Source organism: Arthrobacter sp. MAHUQ-56 (genome assembly GCF_019710585.1).
In the GTDB taxonomy this organism is placed as follows: domain Bacteria; phylum Actinomycetota; class Actinomycetes; order Actinomycetales; family Micrococcaceae; genus Arthrobacter.
Genome location: NZ_JAIFZQ010000016.1, coordinates 460,102 through 477,722, shown reverse-complemented (window position 1 = coordinate 477,722; position 17,621 = coordinate 460,102). Strand labels below are relative to the sequence as shown.

Here is a 17,621-nt window from a genome sequence, read left to right as displayed (position 1 = left end):
TGCAGGAAAGCAGTGACGTGCCATGTCCGCCCGGCTGGGTTCAGCCAGGGGTCAGGAAATGTCCGTGCGGCTCGGTAGGCTTGAGAAGTGAGCAAACAAAGCGCCGGCGTATTCATCGCATTCGAGGGTGGCGATGGTGCCGGCAAGTCCACCCAGGCGGCCCGGCTGGCAGCTGCCCTGGAAGGCCGCGGGTTCAACGTCCTGCGCACCCGCGAGCCTGGCGGGACACCCGTCGGCGAAAAACTGCGTTCGCTGGTCCTGGACCACGGCAACGGCGAAATCGATGCCCGCACCGAGGCCCTCATCTTCGCGGCCTCCCGGGCTGCCCATGCCGCGCAGGTGATCCGGCCCGCCCTGCAGCGCGGCGACGTCGTGCTGAGTGACCGTTACATCGATTCGTCCGTGGCTTACCAGGGCGCAGGGCGGAACCTCGGCAAGGATGCTGTCCAGTCCCTCAACGAATGGGCCACCGCGGGCCTCCAGCCGGACCTCACTGTCCTGCTGGACGTGGATCCGCAGCTGGGCCGGCGCCGCCGGACTGCGGGCGAAGCCGCCGAAGACCGGCTGGAATCCGAGGCGGACGAATTCCACACCCGGATCCGGGACGCCTTCCTTGAACTCGCGGCACGCCGGCCGGACTCCTACCTGGTGCTGCCGGCCCGCCTGCCGGTCGACGACCTCGCCGCGCAGATCCTGCAGCGCGTCGAAGCCCTGGTCCGTCCTGCCGCTGGCCGGCCGCTGCCGGCGGCGCCGGGAGCGTCCACAGGCGGTGGCGGCGCGTGACGGTCTGGGACGACCTCCAGGGCCAGCCCGCCGTCGTCGAACAACTGCGGCAGGCCGCACGGGGCGAGGGCCTGACGCACGCCTGGCTGTTCACCGGCCCGCCAGGGTCCGGCCGTTCCAATGCGGCGAAAGCCTTTGCCGCGGCGTTGAACTGCGACCAGGACGACGTGGGCCTGCGAGGCTGCGGCCAATGCCAGGCGTGCCACACGATCCTGGGTGAAACACACTCCGACGTGACGTTCGTCCGGACCGAAAAGGTCACCATCACCATCGATGAGGCCCGCGAACTTGTGGCCACCGCCGGAAACCGGCCGTCCTCCGCGCGCTGGCGGATCATCGTGGTGGAGGACGCCGACCGCATGGCCGAGCGGACCACCAACGTCCTCCTGAAGGCCATCGAGGAGCCCACCCCGCGGACCGTGTGGATGCTCTGCGCCCCCTCCCCGGCGGACGTCCTGGTCACCATCCGCTCCCGCTGCCGCAGCGTCGCACTGCGGCTGCCGCCTGCCGAGGACGTTGCGGCCCTGCTGGTCCGGCGCGACGGCGTGGACCCCGCCCTCGCGGAACGGGCAGCCCGCGCCGCGCAAAGCCATGTGGGTATCGCCCGCCGCCTCGCCAGGGACCCTGCCGCCAGGGAACGCCGGCTGGAAACAGTCCGTTTCCCGCTGGGGCTGCGGGGTGTCACGGCGGCCGTCATGATGGCAGACAAGCTGGTCAAGATCGCCACGGCGGAAGCCAACAGTTCCAATGAGGAACGCGATGCCGCCGAGAAAGCCGCGCTGCTGGCAACCTTGGGTGCGCCGGAGTCCGGAACCCTGCCGCCGGCGATGCGCAGCCAGCTGAAGCAGCTCGAGGACGACCAAAAACGCCGGGCCAAGCGGTCCATCACGGACTCCCTTGACCGGACCCTCACCGACTTGCTGTCCTTCTACCGCGACGTGCTGATCATCCAGCTGGGGAACGCCGTGGAGCTGGTCAACGTTGAGCTGAGGAGCGAGTTGGAGGAGTTCGCTGCCCGAACCGCCCCGGAGGTCACGCTGGCCCGCATGGATGCCATCAACAAGGCCCGCGAACGCATCACCACCACCAACGTTGCCCCGCTGTTGGCCATTGAGTCCATGGCAGCCAGCCTGATCCAGCCATCCAAGGAGACCCGATGACTGCCCGCCCACTGCCTGCACGGCCCCTGACGCTTGCTGTCCGTGCTGCCGGCGCCATGGTCCTGGCCATGGTCCTCGCGTCGTGCAGCCTCCTCAACGGCGGCGACAAGAAGCCTGAGGCGGCCACTGCGAAAGCCGATCCGTCGATCGTCGCTTCGGCACCCTCCGGCCTGGAAAAGTTCTATTCCCAGGAAGTCGTGTGGCAGCCCTGCGAAGGTGAGTTCCAGTGCGCCAAGGTGATGGTTCCCCTGGACTATGCCAACCCTGCGGGGGACACCATCCAGATTGCGGCACTGCGTGCGCCCAGCACCGGAAAGAAGACCGGCAGCCTCCTGGTCAACCCCGGCGGGCCCGGGGCCTCCGGGTACGACTTCGTCAAGGACGCTGCGGGAACGCATTTCTCCCAGGGCGTGCGCAGCACCTACGACCTCGTGGGTTTTGATCCCCGGGGTGTCAAGCGGTCCGCACCCGTCACCTGCATGACGGACGCGGAGCGGGATGCCTCACGCGCCAAGATCTACGACCTGCAGACGGACGCCGGCCTGGCCGAGGCGCTTGCCGACAACAAGGCAATCGGTGCCCAGTGCGCGGCCCAGACCGGCCCGGTGCTGGCCCACATCGACACCGTCAGCGCCGCAAAGGACCTGGACGTGCTCCGGGCGGTCGTCAACGACAGCAAGCTGAACTACCTCGGATACTCCTACGGCACCTTCCTGGGCTCCACCTATGCCTCCCTGTTTCCGGACAACGTGGGACGGATGGTGCTTGATGGCGCCCTTGATCCTTCGATCAGCAACGAGGACCTCACCAGCGGGCAGGCCCGCGCGTTCGAGAAGGCCATCCGCTCCTACGTGGCGAGCTGCCAGCGGCAGGACAAGTGCCCCCTCGGCGGGGATGTCGACTCTGGTGTGAAGCAGATCCAGGACCTCATCAGCGCCGTCCAGCAGACGCCGCGCACAGCCAAGGACGGCCGCCAGGTCAACGCGACAATGTTCGTCAGCGGCCTGATCACCCCGCTGTACAACGACCAAAGCTGGCCTGCCCTCACGCAGGCGCTTGAAGCTGCCATGAACGGTGATGTGAGCCTGGTGCTCCGCCTGGCCGATATCGGGGCCGACCGTGCGCAAGACGGTACCTACACCTCCAATTCGACGCTCGCCTTCAACGCGGTCAACTGCCTGGACTACCCAATGGTCTCGGACACGGCAGGCATGCGTGCAGAGGAGCAGCGGCTGGAGCAGGACTCCCCCACGTTCGGATATTTCTTCGCCTACGGAGGCGTCAACTGCGCAGACTGGCCGTACAAGAACCTGCGGACACCGGCCCCCGTCGAATACCGGGGGGACTCCCCCATCGTGGTCATCGGCACCACCGGGGACCCCGCCACTCCCGTCGACTGGGCTGCGTCCCTGCGCAAGCAGCTGGGTAACGCCTCCCTGCTGACCTGGAAGGGCGAGGGGCACACGGCATACGGCCGGGCCAACAGCTGCCTGGAAGATGCAGTGGACGGCTACTTGGTGAGCGGCAAGATTCCCGCTGACAACACGGTGTGCTGAAGGCCCCCACCGCCGGCGGGGCCCCATTTTGACCGCGGCGCACGGACTCCATTACAGTTGACTCTTGCATGAAGCCACCGGGTCCGCCCGGGAAGTTCATGCGGTGCTTCCTTAGCTCAGTCGGTAGAGCGTTTCACTCGTAATGAAAAGGTCATCAGTTCGATTCTGATAGGAAGCTCGGGATAAACCCCGGACAGCCCCTGGATTCAGGGGTTTCCGGGGTTTTTCGCTGGTTAAGCGGCCCTGCAAGGCCCCAGGCCAGGACCTCCGTGCAAGGCATGCTGACTCCCCTTCACTCTTCGTCCCCAAAGCCCGCACCCGGTTATTGACAAGAGCCCTGCGGAGTTTTTTCATCGACACATAAGTCGAGCAGTGGGCTTCCTTCCGCAGATCTTGGGAGCAACCATGGATTCCGGGATGATCCTCGGGTTCAGCTTCGGGTACCTCGTTACCATTGCAGGCGTATTCCTCCTCTACTCGCCGGTCATCGCCATGGTCCTCGTATTGCTGGTCGTGGTTGGCATCCTCAAGGTCGTGCTGCTGCCCTTCGCCGTCTTGATACGTAAACTGCGGCGGCGGCCCGAACCGGACATGGGCGGTCACTGGCTTCCCGGCACCTCGGAGCGCGCACCGGAATGAAGGGCCTGCGTGGCCGGCATGTGCCTGCCCTGTCCCTGACGGTGGCGCTCTGCGGAACGGCTGGATGCTCCTATGACTACCCCGAACCGTTGCACCCGCCAGCGACCAGCCCGTCGCAGGGCAGGGAGTCCCCGGCACCGTACCCCGATCCCCTGGTCCTGGAGCTCGAGGTCAAGAACTACGCGCAGCTGGACCGGCTCCTCAAGGCCGTTCCCGGGCCAGTCCTCCTTTTCGAGGAGGGCCCCCTGGACGGACCCGCCAGGGGCTTTGGCACGACGGCGAAGGTGCCGGCGGCCGGCCTGTACACCGTCACCGCAGCCTGTGTTGGTGCTTCCAGCGCGACGGTCGCCGTTGGACAGGAGCACCCCGGAGCCCCCTTCCGTCCGGAGGAGCTCGCGCTGGATTGCGCGGGGGCAACGTCGCGGGTCATTGCACTTGAGCAGGGGTACGTTTTCGCGCACCTGGTGCTGCCCGGCCCCGGCGATACGCCCTGGACGGGGGCAGTGGGAGGAATACGCGTGACTGGTTGAGGCGAGCGCGTGCAATTGTTACAGCGCGACGCTCCGGCGGTCACCACGGTTCAGGGAACCATAAGCAGAGCACGGTATCCTCCCGGCATGACCCCCCGCTTTCAGGCTGCCGTCCTGCACGCCGTACGAGGAGCCATGGCCCATCCGGCTGTCCCCGGCCCTCCGACCAGCGCCCCTGCTTCCGCCGTCCGGGAAGGCCGCGCACTGGCCCGTCCCTTCACTCACGGGGCGCACTGATGGAACGCTCCACCCCCCGCCACATGAGACGGGACGGGAAGGGCCCGGGCCGCCGCGCGGTGCTCCTGGCAGCGGTCATGACGTTGTCCGCGGCCGTCCCTGACCTCGAGCCGCAGCGGAACAGGCAACGCGATGAAGCGGGTGCTCCGGACGGGTTGGCCCAAGCCCCGGCCGACGACAGTACCGCACGGATCATGGATGGTGCCCCCGGCACGGAGTCGCAGCGGCAGCAGGCCCCTCCGGCCCCGTCGCGGACCGACATCATCAACACTTACGGCGCCCACGGTGCCCGGTACTGGGGCCTGGAGGCCCCGGGCGTCCTGGCCCGGCTGCCAGCAGGGACGCCGGGCATTGCCCTGACCTTCGATTTCTGCGGCGGTCCCGGCGGCAACGGCTACGACCAGGCCCTGCTCGACACCCTGCGGCAGCGGCACGTTCCGGCGACGCTGTTCCTGAACTCCCGCTGGATCTCCGCGAACCCGGCCACCGCCCGGCAGCTGGCAGCAGACCCGCTCTTCGAACTCGCCAACCACGGGACATCGCACAAGCCGCTGTCCACCACCGGCAACTCGGCATACGGAATTCCCGGGACCAGAAATGCCGGCGAAGTCTATGACGAGATCATGCCCAACGATGCCGGGATGGCCGACTTGACCGGTGCCCGGCCCCGGTACTTCCGCCCCGGTACCGCTTACATGGACGACGTCGCCGCCGACATCCTTCGCGCCCTGGGCGTAAGACCGGCGGGCTTCAGCCTCAATGGCGACGGCGGCGCCACCTTCCCTGCCGCCGTCGTCGCCCGGGAAGTGGGCCGGGCCAGGGCGGGGGACATCGTCATCTGCCACGGCAACCACCCCGGCGGCGGAACCGCCGAAGGCGTACGACAGGCCCTGGACAAGCTGCTGGCTGCAGGAAACTCTTTCCAGCACCTGCCCTGACGCATGCCTCCTGCACCGTGCTGGCGGGGCATCTGCTGATTCGATACTTTGGCAGTGAAACCTGTTCGCCTGCGCCGGCAGGACCGCCATCGCAGCCTTCCGTAAGGAGCACTCCCATGCCCGAACAGCACAGCACCACGGCCATGGGTTGGCTGCCTGCCTGGGCGGACCTGCAGGAGCGGCCCTTTGAGTCCGCCGGCTCCGGTTTCAGCGTTGGGGGCGGCGGGGGAACCGAGTATGTGGCGGCGTGGCCGGACCCGGGTGCGGAACAGTTGATGTCGAGGATTTCAAGCGAGCCCGGCGCGCGCCTGACACTGGTCTGCGCTGATGCGGACACTGCTGCCGGCCTGGCACCGGCGGGGTTGTCCCTGGCAGCTCACAGCATCCTGCTCATGGCTCCCGCGGCGGAACTGGACGTGGACGCGGGACTTCCCGACACCTCGCAGGTGGCCCAGGCACCCATGGAGACGTACGACGCCGTCGAAATCACCGTTTTCGACCGGCCGGTGGCCAAGGGACGCATCCAGGTCCGCGACGGTTTCGCGGTGGTGGCCATCACCGAACTTCCCGAAGGACCGGAACAGGAGGGCTTCCAGCGGGCCATGTTCGCCGCCATGGCCGAAGAGGCGTTCCTGCACGGCGCCGAGTACCTGCACATGATGGTCCCGCCTGCCGATGCTCCCCGCTACGAGGGGTCGGGCTGGACCATCGCGGGCCACCTCCTGACGTTCGAAAAGCAGCGCTAATCGGGCCTGCCGACCACCACCTGCGCCGGGCTGTGGGTCAGATAGCCGTTGGCCCAGGAGAAGAGGGCGCGCACCTTCTGCTGGAACCCGGGCAGCAGTGCCAGGTGGACCGCCAGCCATGACACGAACGCCAGCGGGCCCTGTAGCTGGAGGCGACGGCGCCCCATCTCCGCCACGGCAGCGCCGCGTCCCACCATCGCCATGTACCCCTTGTCCCAGTAGCGGAACGCCTCCCGGGCGCCGCCGGTGAGGTCGGCATGGATATTGCGTGCAGCCCATTTGCCGGACTGCTGGGCCACCGATCCGAGCTGGGGCAGCTTGTTGCCGGCAGCATCGGTGATGTTGGCGGCGTCGCCCAGGACGTAGACGCCGTCCACGCCGGGTGCCGTGAGATCCGGCTGCACGTCGATCCGTCCGCCCTTCCCCTGCTGCAGGCCGGATTCCGCGATGACGCGCCCGGCCTGGAGTCCACCTGCCCAGACCACGATCCGGGCGGGAATGACGGTCCCGTCCTTGAGGGTCACGCCGTCCGGCCGGACTTCGCTCACGGCCTGGCCCATGTGCAGCTGCACGCCGAGTTTGGTCAGGCGGTCACGGGCGTACGCCTGCGATTTTTCCGAGAAAGCAGCAAGCACATTGGGAACCATGTCCACCAGGTGCACGTGGCAGCGGGAAGCGAGGCCCCCGGAAAAGTACTTCGGCACCAGGTATTTGACGTTCTCCGCCAACGCGCCGGCAGTCTCCACGCCCGTGGGGCCTCCGCCCACCACGATGACGTCTGCCGTCTCACCGGGTTCGCGGTCGGCTTCATCCATGACGGCGGTGATGGCAGCGCTGAGCCGCGTCGCATCGGCCACCGAGTACAGCGGATAAGCGTGCTCGTCAGCACCCGGGGTGTTGAAGTAGTTGGGCACAGCTCCGGCGGCGATGACCAGGATGCGCGCACGGTAGGTGGAACCGTCCCCGGTCGTGACCGTGCGGCTGGCGGCATCGATGGCCGTCACCTCGGCGGTGAGGACCCGCACGTTGTTGATCCTCCGGAACTCCGCGCGCAGCGGCCGCGCCACGGCGGAGACACCGATCTGCGACGCCGCCACCTGGTACAGCAGCGGCTGGAACTGGCGGTAGTTGTTCGCGTCGATCAGCAGGACGCGGATGCCTTTGCGGCCGAGCTCCTCAGCGGCGGTGGTGCCGGCGAAACCGCCACCAACCACGATGACCTGATATGAATCCTCCATCCGAGCAAGATACCCCTGCCGGCCCACGAGCAACAGGGCACAACCGGCCGGCGCGGACGCGCGGCTGCCCGCGACCTAAGATGGCGGCATGGAAGACGAAGCCCTGGCTGGCATTGCGGACAGGCTGTACGCCGGTCCGCTGGAGGACTTCATCGCGTCCCGGGCTGCCGCAGCCAAGGACGCTGCCGGACAGGACAAGGAACTTGCTGCCGGGGTCCGGGCCCTGCCGAAACCCTCGGTGGCTGCCTGGGCCGTCAACATGCTCGCCCGGCAGCGGCCGGACGTCCTGACCGGGCTGGCCGGCCTTGGTGCCCGGATGCGCACGGCCCAGGGGTCGCTGGATGCCGCGGCCCTGCGTGAGCTGGGACGCGAGCGCCGCACCCTGCTGGCTGCCGCCGTCGACACCGCCCGGGCAGTGGCCCGGGAGCAGGGCCGCGCGATCAGCGACGCGATGGCCACGGACGTGGAGGAGACCCTGCGGGCCCTGACCGCTGACGAGGGCGCTGCCTCAGCAGTCATCAGCGGGCGCCTCTTGAAGGTTCTCTCGGCCGACGGCGTCAACGCCGTGGACCTTGACGGTGCCGTGGCCCTGCCGGCGATGCTGCCCGCCGTCGCGTCCCCTGCCCCGGCTCCTCAGCCGGCTCCGGGAACGGGCGCAAAGAAGCGTACGACGGCGGCGCGCGCCTCCCAGCCAAAACCGGCCAAGCCCCGGCTCGAGGCAGTCAGGCAGACCCCGCGGCCGGTGTCTCCCCCGGCCTTGGAACGGGCCAAGGCGGCCCTCGCCCAGGCACAGGCCGAAGAGGCTGAAACTGCGCGCCTCGCAGCGGAACTGCAGGACAAGGCGGAGGAAGCACGCACTGCGATCTCGGCGCTGCAACAGGAAACGGCCGGGCTCCGGGAGCGGCTCAAGGCCGCCGAAGAAGAGCTGGACCGGGCGCGGAAACAGCTGTCCGCCACATCCGCTGAGGCGAAGCAGGCGGCACGGGCAGCAGACAAAGCCGGCCGCACCGCCATGCTGGCGCAGGAACGGGTTCTCCGGCTGGGCAGCTGACGGAGTGCGTTCCCGGCCGCCGGGAAGATTACCCCTCGCCCAGGACAGCGGTGCGACCTACTGTGGTGCTATGGACGCCGCAGCAGCTCATGCCTTTGCGATCCCGCCGGTATCGGTGCACCGCCCCACCACGGCCGTTGAAGACGCCATCACCCTTGCCGCCGGTGTCTGGCTCCTCACCGGGACCTATGTGGACGGGTGGGCGCACAACAACCTCCGCGACCTCGAGACGTTCTTCACCCCGTGGCACGCGGTCCTCTATTCCGGCTTCGCCGCCTGCGCCCTCTGGATCGCCGCGCTGACCTGGCGCCGGCATGCCGCCGGCGTGGGGTGGACGGACGCGGTGCCCGCAGGCTACGGAGCCGCCGCCGCAGGCGTTGTCCTGTTCTTGGTTTCCGGGGTGGCCGACTTCGCCTGGCACTCGGCGTTCGGCATCGAGCAGGGCATCACCGCGCTGTTCAGCCCGTCCCATCTGGGACTCGCCACGGGCGCCTTCCTGATCCTGGGCGCGCCGTTCTCCGCCGCCTGGCAATCGCCGGCGCGGCCCTGGACCCGGCTGGCGCCCGCGGTCGCCAGCGCCCTGCTCGCAGGCATGGTTGCGGCTTTCATCCTGCAGGAGTTCGCGGTCTTCGCGCGCCACGGGCTGATCCAGACCTACATCAACGTTCCCGGGGCGCCCCCCATGGTGGCGCCTCCGACGTCCTCGAGCATCATGGTGTCCCTGGCAACGTTCTTCGTCTCAACGGCCGTGGTCTTCGTGCCCGTCCTGTTGGTGGCGCTGCGCTGGCGCCTGCACGCCATGGTAGCCGCCGCCATGGCGCTGGTCCCCGCCGTGGCGCTGCAGGTCATGGTGGCGCTGCGGGATGCGTGGCTGGTACCGGTGGCCCTCGCCGGCGCGGTCATGGTAGGCATGGTGTGGGCTGTGGTCCGCCCCGCCCCGGACCGTCCCGCAAGGATCATGACAGCGGCGGCCCTCTGCCCCATGGTGTTCTGGGCCCCGTACTTCGCGGGTGTGGCACTGCACGACGGGGCGCTCAGCTTCTCCCCCGAGGTCTGGGGCGGGACGCTTGTGTGGACCGGGCTTGAGATGCTTGCGCTGGCTGCGCTCACGCTGAAGGTGGGGGCTCCAGCGGGTGCAGATGGGCAGGTGTCCCGCAACACGCGGCGCTGATTCCGTGGAATGTCAGACCCCGGTTGCAGACTGGATTCATGGAACCCACACAGGAATTTCACGTCACGTACTTCGACGCCGACTGCGGCCGCGCCCGGTCCGAGATCTTCGAAACACTCGAAGAGGCGGAACGGTTCGCCAAGCGGCACTGCCACGGTGAAGACAGCTGGGCCGTGGTGGATGCGGTGGCGGTAGCGCAGGTCCAGGCCGCCGCCTGAACGGCATCCGCCGCGAGGCAGGAAACCCTGGCTTAAACGCCGAAGCCCGCGCTGCCGGGCATATTCCGGCAGCGCGGGCTGTTGACGGGTCAGGTTTTGGCGGGTCCGGCTGTTGACCGGGTTCGGCTGTTGACCGGGTTCGGCTGTTGACCGGTTCAGGCGGGCAACCCAGACCAGGGGCCTGTCTGCCCCGTCTGCCTCTTAGGCGAAGTCGGAAACCGCGGGGTCGGGCCCGATGCGGCCCTCGCCGCTGGCGGTCTTGTCCAGGGCGTTGATCGCCTCAACATCCTCCGCGTCCAGGGCCACCTCAAGGGCTGCGAAGTTTTCCCTGATGCGGGACTCGGTCACGGACTTGGGGATTACCACGTTGCCGATGGCCAGGTGCCAGGCGATAACCACCTGGGCAGGGGTTGCCTGGTGCTTCGCGGCAATAGACGCCACCGCGGGATCCTGCAGGAGCTCGCCGCCCTGTCCCAGCGGGGACCAGGCCTGGGTGAGGATGCCGTTCGCGGCACCGAACCCGCGCAGTTCACGCTGGCTGAAGTACGGGTGCAGTTCGATCTGGTGGATGGCCGGAACCACACCGGTCTCGTCGATGAGGCGCTGCAGGCCCTCGATGGTGAAGTTGGAGACACCAATGGACTTGACCCGGCCGCGCTTCTGGAGTTCGATCAGCGCCTTCCAGGTGTCAACGTACTTGTCCTGCTTGGGCTGCATCCAGTGGATCAGGTAAAGGTCCAGGGTTTCCAGGCCAAGGCGGTCCATGGATTCCTCGAAGGCGGCAAGCGTCGACTCGTAGCCCTGGTCCGCGTTCCACAGCTTGGTGGTGATGAAGATCTGTTCCGGGGAGAGCCCGGAGCTGGCAATGGCCCGGCCTACGCCTGCCTCGTTTCCGTAGATCTTGGCGGTGTCGATGTGGCGGAAGCCGGCCTCGAACGCCTGGCGGACGACCTTTTCAGCCACGTCATCCTCTACCTGCCACACACCGTAGCCAAGCTGGGGGATCGTGTTTCCGTCGTTGAAAGTCAAGGTAGGTGAAAGAGTCATGCATTCATCCTGCCAAAGACCCGCTGGCGCACGGCCCCGTTTTCGGTCCTGTCAGCCACACGCTTAACGGCAGGATTATCCCGCCGAAACGGGAATATTTTCCTGCCGCGAACGCAACTGCTACCCGTGAAGCTGCCGTTCGGCGTCGGCCACCTGCTGGAACACTGCCTCCGCCCGGCGCCGCACGGAGGCCGCCCCCACGGGCACGGGCCCCACGGCGAGCCGCAGCATGGCTGCCGCTTCCGCCGTGGTCGCGAGGGAATTTCCAGCTTTGGACAGGGACCGGTGCACGTCCGAGAGGCCCGCGGGAATATCCAGCCCCTCGCTGGGCGCACGCCGCTGCGCCTCCACGCACACTGCCCTGACCCGTTGCAGGAGGGCGGCCAGGTCATTGGCAATGTCCACCAGCTCGCCGTACAGCTGGTCGTCCTCCACGCCTTCCAGCACCTGGTGGAAGCGGTCCAGTCCCCGGTGGAACCGGTCGTGCGCGCGGCGCCACAACCCTTGGCCAAGTTCCGCGTCATCCTTCCGCCCCTGCCTGGCGGCGCTGAAAAAGCCCAAGCGGAACCTACAGGTACTGGCCCGGACCGTGGTCCGGGTCTTCACGCTGGCCGGACTTTGCGGGGGCTCCGGGCCGGGCACCGGCGGGGGCCCGCTGCGGCTCGCCGTTTTCCCCGATGACGACGCCGGGCGCGATCATGGTGCCCGGCGGCAGTTGGCGCAGCTGCAGCTGGGCAACGGCATGTTCCCTGGCTGCGTTTTGGGCCGCGATGGCGGTCTGGATGCCATGGAAGAGACCCTCCAGCCAGCCCACCAACTGTGCCTGGGCGATGCGGAGTTCAGCGTCGGACGGAGTGGCGTCGTCGGAGAAAGGCAGGCTGATCCTGTCCAGTTCCTCCACCAGCTCCGGCGCCAGCCCGTCCTCGAGCTCCTTGATGGACCGCTCGTGGATGGCAGCGAGCCTGCCCCTGGCGGCGTCGTCCAGGGGCGCGGACTTCACCTCTTCGAGGAGCTGGCGGATCATGGTGCCGATCCGCATCACCTTGGCCGGCTCGTCCACGAGGTCCTGCAGATTGCTGCCCCGGGGCTTGCCGTCCGGTGTAGCCGGGCTGGGGATCGGTTCCTGGCTGTCGTCGACGGGGGTGCCTTCTACCGGGAGGTCCTCAGCTTCCTGAGTGTCTTTGGGATCGCTCATGCGTTCATACTCTCATGTGCAATCCGCCGGAAGTCCCCGAAAAAGCTCCTCGGGGGGCTTGTCCGCTGCAGGCTCAATCAGCAGCACCTGCCTTGCGGATTGCTGTCCTGCCGGTCCGTACGGTCCCGCCAGAACTCCCGCTCGCCGAGCGGCGGCCCGGCGTGCCCGGCCGCCTTGTGGTGCTCCAGGTACTTGGCGTAGGCATCTGCGCCCATGACGCCGCCGAGGTACCGGGCGAACCCCCGGAACCCGTTCGCTACCACGGCGAGGCCGGAACCCATCAGTGCCCCGTCCGCTCAAGCCGGGCGTCGGCGGGCAGCTTGTCCCACTCGGCGGCAAGCTCGCGCTCGGCAGCGGTTGGCACCAGGCCTGCGGGCGCGAAGACGCGCGACGGAACGAACGGGTCCTCGTTGTCCGTCCTGGCGATCCCGGCCGCCCTGTTACGGAACGCCCTAACGGTGGCGAGGACCGCCGTCGCAATAACGATGATGCTGAGCACCACGAAGATCACGGACAGCCAGCCCTGGATGGTGGTGTTGCGGACCACGGCTTCCATGGCCGCCACCGTCTTGGCGGTGCCGAATTCCTTCTTGCCGTCCGCCAGCGCCTTGCTGAAGGCTGCGTTGTTGGCGAAGTATCCGACGGCGGGGACGGGCGAGAAGATCTTCTGGTAGCTGGCCGTGATGGTGACCACCGCGGCGAAGGCCAGCGGCAGCGCCACGATCCAGAGGTACTTGAAGGTGCCGCGCTTGGCGACGATGGCCAGGCACACGGCCAGGGCAATGGCCGCCAGCAGCTGGTTGGCGATGCCGAAGAGCGGGAACAGGGTGTTGATGCCGCCCAGCGGATCGGTGACGCCCATGAGCAGCACGGCGCCCCAGGCAGCGACCATGACGGCGGTGCACAGCCAGGCACCCGGCCGCCATGAGGCTTCCTTGAACTTGGGGACGAAGTTGCCGATCGAGTCCTGCAGCATGAACCGGGCGACGCGGGTGCCGGCGTCCACTGCGGTGAGGATGAACAGCGCCTCGAACATGATGGCGAAGTGGTACCAGAAGCCCATCATGGCCGTCCCGCCGATGAACTGGTGCATGATGTGCGCCAGCCCCACGGCCAGGGTGGGGGCACCACCGGTGCGGGAGACGATGCTCTGTTCGCCCACGTTGGCGGCGGTTTCACTGAGCAGGCCGGGCGTGATGTTGACGCCGCTCAGGCCCAGGCTGTTGACCCAGGTGGCTGCCGTTTCGACGGTTCCGCCGGTCAGGGCAGCGGGGGCGTTCATGGCGAAGTAGAGGCCGCGGTCGATCGAGATGGCCGCGACCAGGGCCATGATGGCCACGAAGGATTCCATCAGCATGCCGCCGTAGCCGATGTACCGGGTCTGCCGTTCCTTTTCCACCAGCTTGGGGGTGGTGCCGGAGGAGATCAGGGCGTGGAATCCGGAGAGGGCGCCGCAGGCGATGGTGACGAAGAGGAACGGGAACAGCGCTCCGGAGAACACCGGGCCGTTCTCGCGGCTGGCAAATTCGCTGAAGGCCGGGACGTTGACCTCGGGCCGGACGACGACAATGGCCAGCGCGAGCATGACGATCACGCCGATCTTCATGAAGGTGGAGAGGTAGTCACGCGGTGCCAGGAGCAGCCAGACGGGCAGGATGGCGGCGATGAAGCCGTAGATGATCAGGCCCCACGCGATGGTCACCTTGTCCAAATGGAACACGGCGGCGCCCCACCCGGTCTGGGCCACCAGGCCGCCGCCGATGATGGCGGCCATCAGCAGGACGAAGCCGATGATCGAAACTTCCATGACCTTGCCCGGCCGCAGGAAACGCAGGTAGACGCCCATGAACAGGGCGATGGGGATGGTCATGCCCACCGAGAACACGCCCCACGGGCTTTCACCGAGGGCGTTGACGACGACGAGCGCGAGGATGGCGACAATGATCACCATGATGAGCAGGGTGGCGATCAGGGCTGCGGTGCCGCCGATGACGCCGAGCTCCTCGCGGGCCATCTGGCCCAGGGACCGGCCCCCGCGGCGCATCGAGAAGAACATCACCAGGTAGTCCTGCACCGCTCCGGCAAAAACCACGCCGACGATGATCCAGATGGTGCCGGGGAGGTAGCCCATCTGCGCCGCGATGACCGGGCCCACCAGCGGGCCGGCGCCGGCGATGGCCGCGAAGTGGTGCCCGAACAGGACGTTCCGGTCAGTGCGGACGTAATCCTTGCCATCCGCCTTGTACTCGGCGGGAGTGGCCCGGCGGTCGTCAGGCTTGGTGATGTACCGTTCGATCACCTTCGAGTAGAAGCGGTAGCCGATCAGGTAGGTGCAGACCGAGGCGAAGACGAACCAGATGGCATTGACTGTTTCACCGCGGACGATCGCCAGCATGAACCAGGCAACGCCACCCAGCAGGGCGATGGCGGCCCACAGCGCGATCTTGCGGGGCGTCCATTTCCGCTCTTCGGCTTCCAGCCTTGCTTCGTCCACGGCGGCCGGGGGAAGATTCGGGTCTGTGGCCAGTCCGCCCTCCGCCCGTGATCCGTTCTTCCGTTGGTCAGGCACTCCGGCCATGTCTCCTCCTTGAGAGTTTTCCCGCTTCTGCTATCCGGCACCCTACCAACGGGTAGCCTTGCGGGAACGCGCGAGGGCGGCGTGGCGCCGGGCCGTGCGGCGAGCGGCGGCGAGGCGTCGACGAATGAGCCGGCGAACAGACGTGGAGGACGACGGCGGGCGGCGGCCAGGCGGAGGCTCCCGTCCGGTGTTCCGAACGGGAGCCTTGGCATCCACCGCAGCGAAGGCGCTGTCAGGCGTGGGCGTACGTGAGGCAGTCGGCGTTGTCGGCGCCCGGCCCAACATGGACCTCGGGCGCATTGCACATCAGGTGGTCGTTGTGGACGCACTCGGCGCGCTGGCAGGCCCCGACGTCGGCCAGCACCTTGGGCAGGCCGCCGTGGATGCCGGTTTCGATAAAGGTGGCGCAGGACGCGTGGTCCCGGGTTCCCGCCACGGTGATGGCGTGCGCCGTGCAGCCTTCGTGGTCATTGAACGAACAACGGGTGACACTGCAGTCGGCAACGTGGGTTGTCATGGAGCTCCTCCGTAGGTTCCGCCGCCCGGCGGGCGGCTTCTGCACCCACCGTAGGCCTGATCCCGGCCATCAAAAAGACCCAATTCTGTGACGTAATGCCTAACCGGACTGCGCCTGCTGGACCATCCGCGCCTCGCACAGGTCCAGCCAGCGGACCTCCGCCTCGGTCTGGAAGATCAGGGAATCCAGGACCAGCAGCCACGCGGTATCGGCCGCCCGCTGGTTGCCCGCGATGTCCCTGCGGGCCTTGGTGTAATCCTGCAGCGCCCGGATGGATGCCACACGCTGCGCCTGGATGATGGCCTGGACGTCCGCTCCGGGGATCGTGACGGCGAGCGCGAGCTTGATGGCGAGTTCGTTGCGCGGCGGGTTGTTCCGCTCCACGGGGGCGGCGAACCAGGTTTGCACCTCCGCTTTCCCGGCGGCAGTGATGCTGTAGACCACGTGCCCCTCGCCGTCGTCGCCCTTCTTTGCGACAAGGCCGTCCCGCTCCAGCCGGTCCAGCGTGGTGTAGACCTGCCCAATGTTCAGCGGCCAGGTGGCCCCCGTCCGGTTCTCGAACTCGACCCGCAACTGGTAGCCGTATCGCGGCTGGTCCTGCAGCAGGGCGAGGAGGCTGTGGCGAATCGACATAGTGCTCCCCCGGGCTTAGCCGTTACCGGCATGCACAGGCCCCCAAGACCTGTGCATACCGCGTATGGATAAGCCTAGCCCGCGAGGCAGGAGGACGCCAATACTGAGTATCTACCGCTACATGACCAGCAGGATCTTGCCCACGTGGTCGCCGCTGTCGAAATAGCGGTGCGCCGCACGGACCTGGTCCAACGGGAAAGTCTTGGCCACCAGTGGACGGATAGTGCCGTCGGCCACCAACGGCCAGACGCCATCCCGCACCGCAGTCATGATCGCACCCTTTTCCGCCACCGGACGGGGACGGAGGGCCGTGGCCACTACGGCAGCACGCTTCTTCAGCAGCAGCCCCAGGTCCAGCTCGCCCTTGGTGCCTCCCTGCAGGCCAATCACCACCAGGCGGCCATACTCGGCCAAAGCATCCACGTTCTGCGGCAGGTACTTGGCCCCCACCACGTCCAGGATCACGTCCGCGCCCTTGCCGCCATTCTGTCGGCGCAGGCTTTCGGGGAAGCTCTCCTCGGCGTAGTTGATGGCGATGTCCGCCCCCAGGAACGCCTTGGCTGTGCTGACCTTTTCGTCGGAGCCGGCGGTAGCGGCCACCTTGGCACCGAGCGCTTTGGCCAACTGGATGGCCATCGTGCCGATACCGCCCGTGGCCCCATGGATGAGCACGGTCTCGCCGGGCTGCAGCTGGGCAGTCATCACGAGGTTGGAATAGACGGTTGCCGCCACCTCGGGAAGCGATGCAGCCGTCACCAGGTCAACCCCGTCAGGAACCCGCAGCACCTGCTCCGCAGGCACCGCTACCTGCTGGGCATAACCGCCGCCCGCCAGCAGTGCGACAACCTTGTCCCCGATCGAGAAAGGTTTGCTCACGCCCGGCCCGAAACCTGCGATCCGCCCTGATACTTCGAGGCCTGGGATTTCGGAGGCACCCGGCGGGGGCGGATAGAAACCCCGGCGCTGCTGGACGTCGGCGCGGTTCAGGCCTGCAGCCACGACATCAATCAGCACTTCGCCCTGGCCGGGGACCGGGGCGTCAACGTCCCTGACTTCCAGGACCTCCGGGCCGCCCGGCTCTGTTATGTAGACGGCTTTCATGGATCTCTCCCGTTCCTGACTCAAACTGCCGGCCTGCAACCAGCCTGTACCGGACACCTTCCTTGGGCCTGTTTTGTTGCAGGCAAGTGCCTATGAAACACTACTAGCTGAGGAAGGTTGTCCGAGCGGCCGAAGGAGCTGGTCTTGAAAACCAGTGTGCGGTAACCCCGTACCAAGAGTTCGAATCTCTTACCTTCCGCGCAGGAAACCCCCGGCAGCCAGCCCTTGGCCGCCGGGGGTTTTGTTTTCCCCGCACCCCTTGAAAGTGTCAGACCCGGTCAAT

Annotated in this window: 20 protein-coding genes and 2 tRNA genes; 13 read left to right on the top strand and 9 right to left on the bottom strand. The window is 67.5% G+C overall.

Going from position 1 to position 17,621, the window contains the following annotated elements; translation table 11 throughout:
* The first annotated feature begins 87 nt into the window (after positions 1-87).
* The 9 genes from tmk to K4G53_RS10165 all read left to right on the top strand — a co-directional run bounded on the left by tmk (position 88) and on the right by K4G53_RS10165 (position 6,589).
* Positions 88-783 (top strand): dTMP kinase, encoded by a 696-nt coding sequence (tmk, locus tag K4G53_RS10205; RefSeq protein WP_221385570.1) that lies wholly within the window; start codon positions 88-90, stop codon positions 781-783.
* A complete protein-coding gene (locus K4G53_RS10200; RefSeq protein WP_221385569.1) occupies positions 780-1,943 on the top strand; it encodes a DNA polymerase III subunit delta' in 1,164 nt (387 codons plus the stop codon). The genes tmk and K4G53_RS10200 overlap by 4 nt, the downstream gene beginning before the upstream one ends.
* Positions 1,940-3,499: an alpha/beta hydrolase gene (locus K4G53_RS10195; RefSeq protein ID WP_221385568.1), complete on the top strand. Its 1,560-nt coding sequence runs from the start codon at positions 1,940-1,942 to the stop codon at positions 3,497-3,499. Before K4G53_RS10200 ends, K4G53_RS10195 begins: the two co-directional genes overlap by 4 nt.
* A gap of 105 nt (positions 3,500-3,604) precedes the next feature.
* Positions 3,605-3,677 (top strand) — tRNA-Thr (locus K4G53_RS10190).
* A 227-nt stretch (positions 3,678-3,904) separates the two neighbouring features.
* A complete protein-coding gene (locus K4G53_RS10185) occupies positions 3,905-4,138 on the top strand; it encodes a hypothetical protein (protein WP_221385567.1) in 234 nt (77 codons plus the stop codon).
* On the top strand, positions 4,135-4,668 hold the full coding sequence (locus K4G53_RS10180; RefSeq protein WP_221385566.1) for a hypothetical protein: 534 nt from the start codon (positions 4,135-4,137) through the stop codon (positions 4,666-4,668). Before K4G53_RS10185 ends, K4G53_RS10180 begins: the two co-directional genes overlap by 4 nt.
* Before the next feature lie 87 nt (positions 4,669-4,755).
* Positions 4,756-4,905 carry a hypothetical protein gene (locus K4G53_RS10175; RefSeq protein ID WP_221385565.1) on the top strand — a complete coding sequence of 50 codons (150 nt, stop codon included), beginning with the start codon at positions 4,756-4,758 and terminating at the stop codon, positions 4,903-4,905.
* Positions 4,905-5,843 carry a polysaccharide deacetylase family protein gene (locus K4G53_RS10170; protein WP_260323462.1) on the top strand — a complete coding sequence of 313 codons (939 nt, stop codon included), beginning with the start codon at positions 4,905-4,907 and terminating at the stop codon, positions 5,841-5,843. The genes K4G53_RS10175 and K4G53_RS10170 overlap by 1 nt, the downstream gene beginning before the upstream one ends.
* Before the next feature lie 116 nt (positions 5,844-5,959).
* Positions 5,960-6,589: a hypothetical protein gene (locus K4G53_RS10165; protein ID WP_221385564.1), complete on the top strand. Its 630-nt coding sequence runs from the start codon at positions 5,960-5,962 to the stop codon at positions 6,587-6,589.
* Here K4G53_RS10165 and K4G53_RS10160 read toward each other — a convergent pair.
* Positions 6,586-7,827, bottom strand: a complete 1,242-nt coding sequence (locus K4G53_RS10160) for an NAD(P)/FAD-dependent oxidoreductase (RefSeq protein WP_221385563.1) — start codon at positions 7,825-7,827, stop codon at positions 6,586-6,588. The genes K4G53_RS10165 and K4G53_RS10160 overlap by 4 nt on opposite strands.
* Positions 7,828-7,915: 88 nt before the next feature.
* On the opposite strand from K4G53_RS10160, the gene K4G53_RS10155 reads away from it, so the two are divergent.
* From K4G53_RS10155 to K4G53_RS10145, 3 genes are all read left to right on the top strand, one after another.
* On the top strand, positions 7,916-8,878 hold the full coding sequence (locus K4G53_RS10155) for a hypothetical protein (RefSeq protein WP_221385562.1): 963 nt from the start codon (positions 7,916-7,918) through the stop codon (positions 8,876-8,878).
* A 70-nt stretch (positions 8,879-8,948) separates the two neighbouring features.
* Positions 8,949-10,049, top strand: a complete 1,101-nt coding sequence (locus K4G53_RS10150; RefSeq protein ID WP_221385561.1) for a hypothetical protein — start codon at positions 8,949-8,951, stop codon at positions 10,047-10,049.
* Between the two features lie 38 nt (positions 10,050-10,087).
* Positions 10,088-10,267, top strand: coding sequence for a hypothetical protein (locus K4G53_RS10145; RefSeq protein WP_221385560.1), 180 nt, complete (start codon positions 10,088-10,090; stop codon positions 10,265-10,267).
* 201 nt (positions 10,268-10,468) lie between these two features.
* On the opposite strand, the gene K4G53_RS10140 is transcribed toward K4G53_RS10145, so the two are convergent.
* The 8 genes from K4G53_RS10140 to K4G53_RS10105 form a co-directional block, all read right to left on the bottom strand.
* On the bottom strand, positions 10,469-11,314 hold the full coding sequence (locus K4G53_RS10140; RefSeq protein WP_221385559.1) for an aldo/keto reductase: 846 nt from the start codon (positions 11,312-11,314) through the stop codon (positions 10,469-10,471).
* Between the two features lie 120 nt (positions 11,315-11,434).
* Positions 11,435-11,875, bottom strand: a complete 441-nt coding sequence (locus K4G53_RS10135; RefSeq protein WP_221385558.1) for a hypothetical protein — start codon at positions 11,873-11,875, stop codon at positions 11,435-11,437.
* Positions 11,876-11,882: 7 nt separating this feature from the next.
* The gene (locus tag K4G53_RS10130) at positions 11,883-12,509 is read right to left on the bottom strand and encodes a bacterial proteasome activator family protein (RefSeq protein ID WP_221385557.1); all 627 of its coding nucleotides are present in this window, start codon (positions 12,507-12,509) and stop codon (positions 11,883-11,885) included.
* A gap of 77 nt (positions 12,510-12,586) precedes the next feature.
* Positions 12,587-12,790 carry a YbdD/YjiX family protein gene (locus K4G53_RS10125; RefSeq protein ID WP_221385556.1) on the bottom strand — a complete coding sequence of 68 codons (204 nt, stop codon included), beginning with the start codon at positions 12,788-12,790 and terminating at the stop codon, positions 12,587-12,589.
* Positions 12,790-15,087 carry a carbon starvation CstA family protein gene (locus K4G53_RS10120; protein ID WP_221385555.1) on the bottom strand — a complete coding sequence of 766 codons (2,298 nt, stop codon included), beginning with the start codon at positions 15,085-15,087 and terminating at the stop codon, positions 12,790-12,792. Before K4G53_RS10120 ends, K4G53_RS10125 begins: the two co-directional genes overlap by 1 nt.
* Before the next feature lie 232 nt (positions 15,088-15,319).
* Positions 15,320-15,604, bottom strand: coding sequence for a DUF1540 domain-containing protein (locus K4G53_RS10115; protein WP_221385554.1), 285 nt, complete (start codon positions 15,602-15,604; stop codon positions 15,320-15,322).
* Between the two features lie 99 nt (positions 15,605-15,703).
* On the bottom strand, positions 15,704-16,237 hold the full coding sequence (locus K4G53_RS10110; protein ID WP_221385553.1) for a PadR family transcriptional regulator: 534 nt from the start codon (positions 16,235-16,237) through the stop codon (positions 15,704-15,706).
* Between the two features lie 117 nt (positions 16,238-16,354).
* Positions 16,355-17,338, bottom strand: coding sequence for an NAD(P)H-quinone oxidoreductase (locus K4G53_RS10105; protein ID WP_221385552.1), 984 nt, complete (start codon positions 17,336-17,338; stop codon positions 16,355-16,357).
* Between the two features lie 111 nt (positions 17,339-17,449).
* On the opposite strand from K4G53_RS10105, the gene K4G53_RS10100 reads away from it, so the two are divergent.
* Positions 17,450-17,537: transfer RNA gene (locus tag K4G53_RS10100), tRNA-Ser, on the top strand.
* The last annotated feature ends 84 nt before the right edge of the window (positions 17,538-17,621 follow it).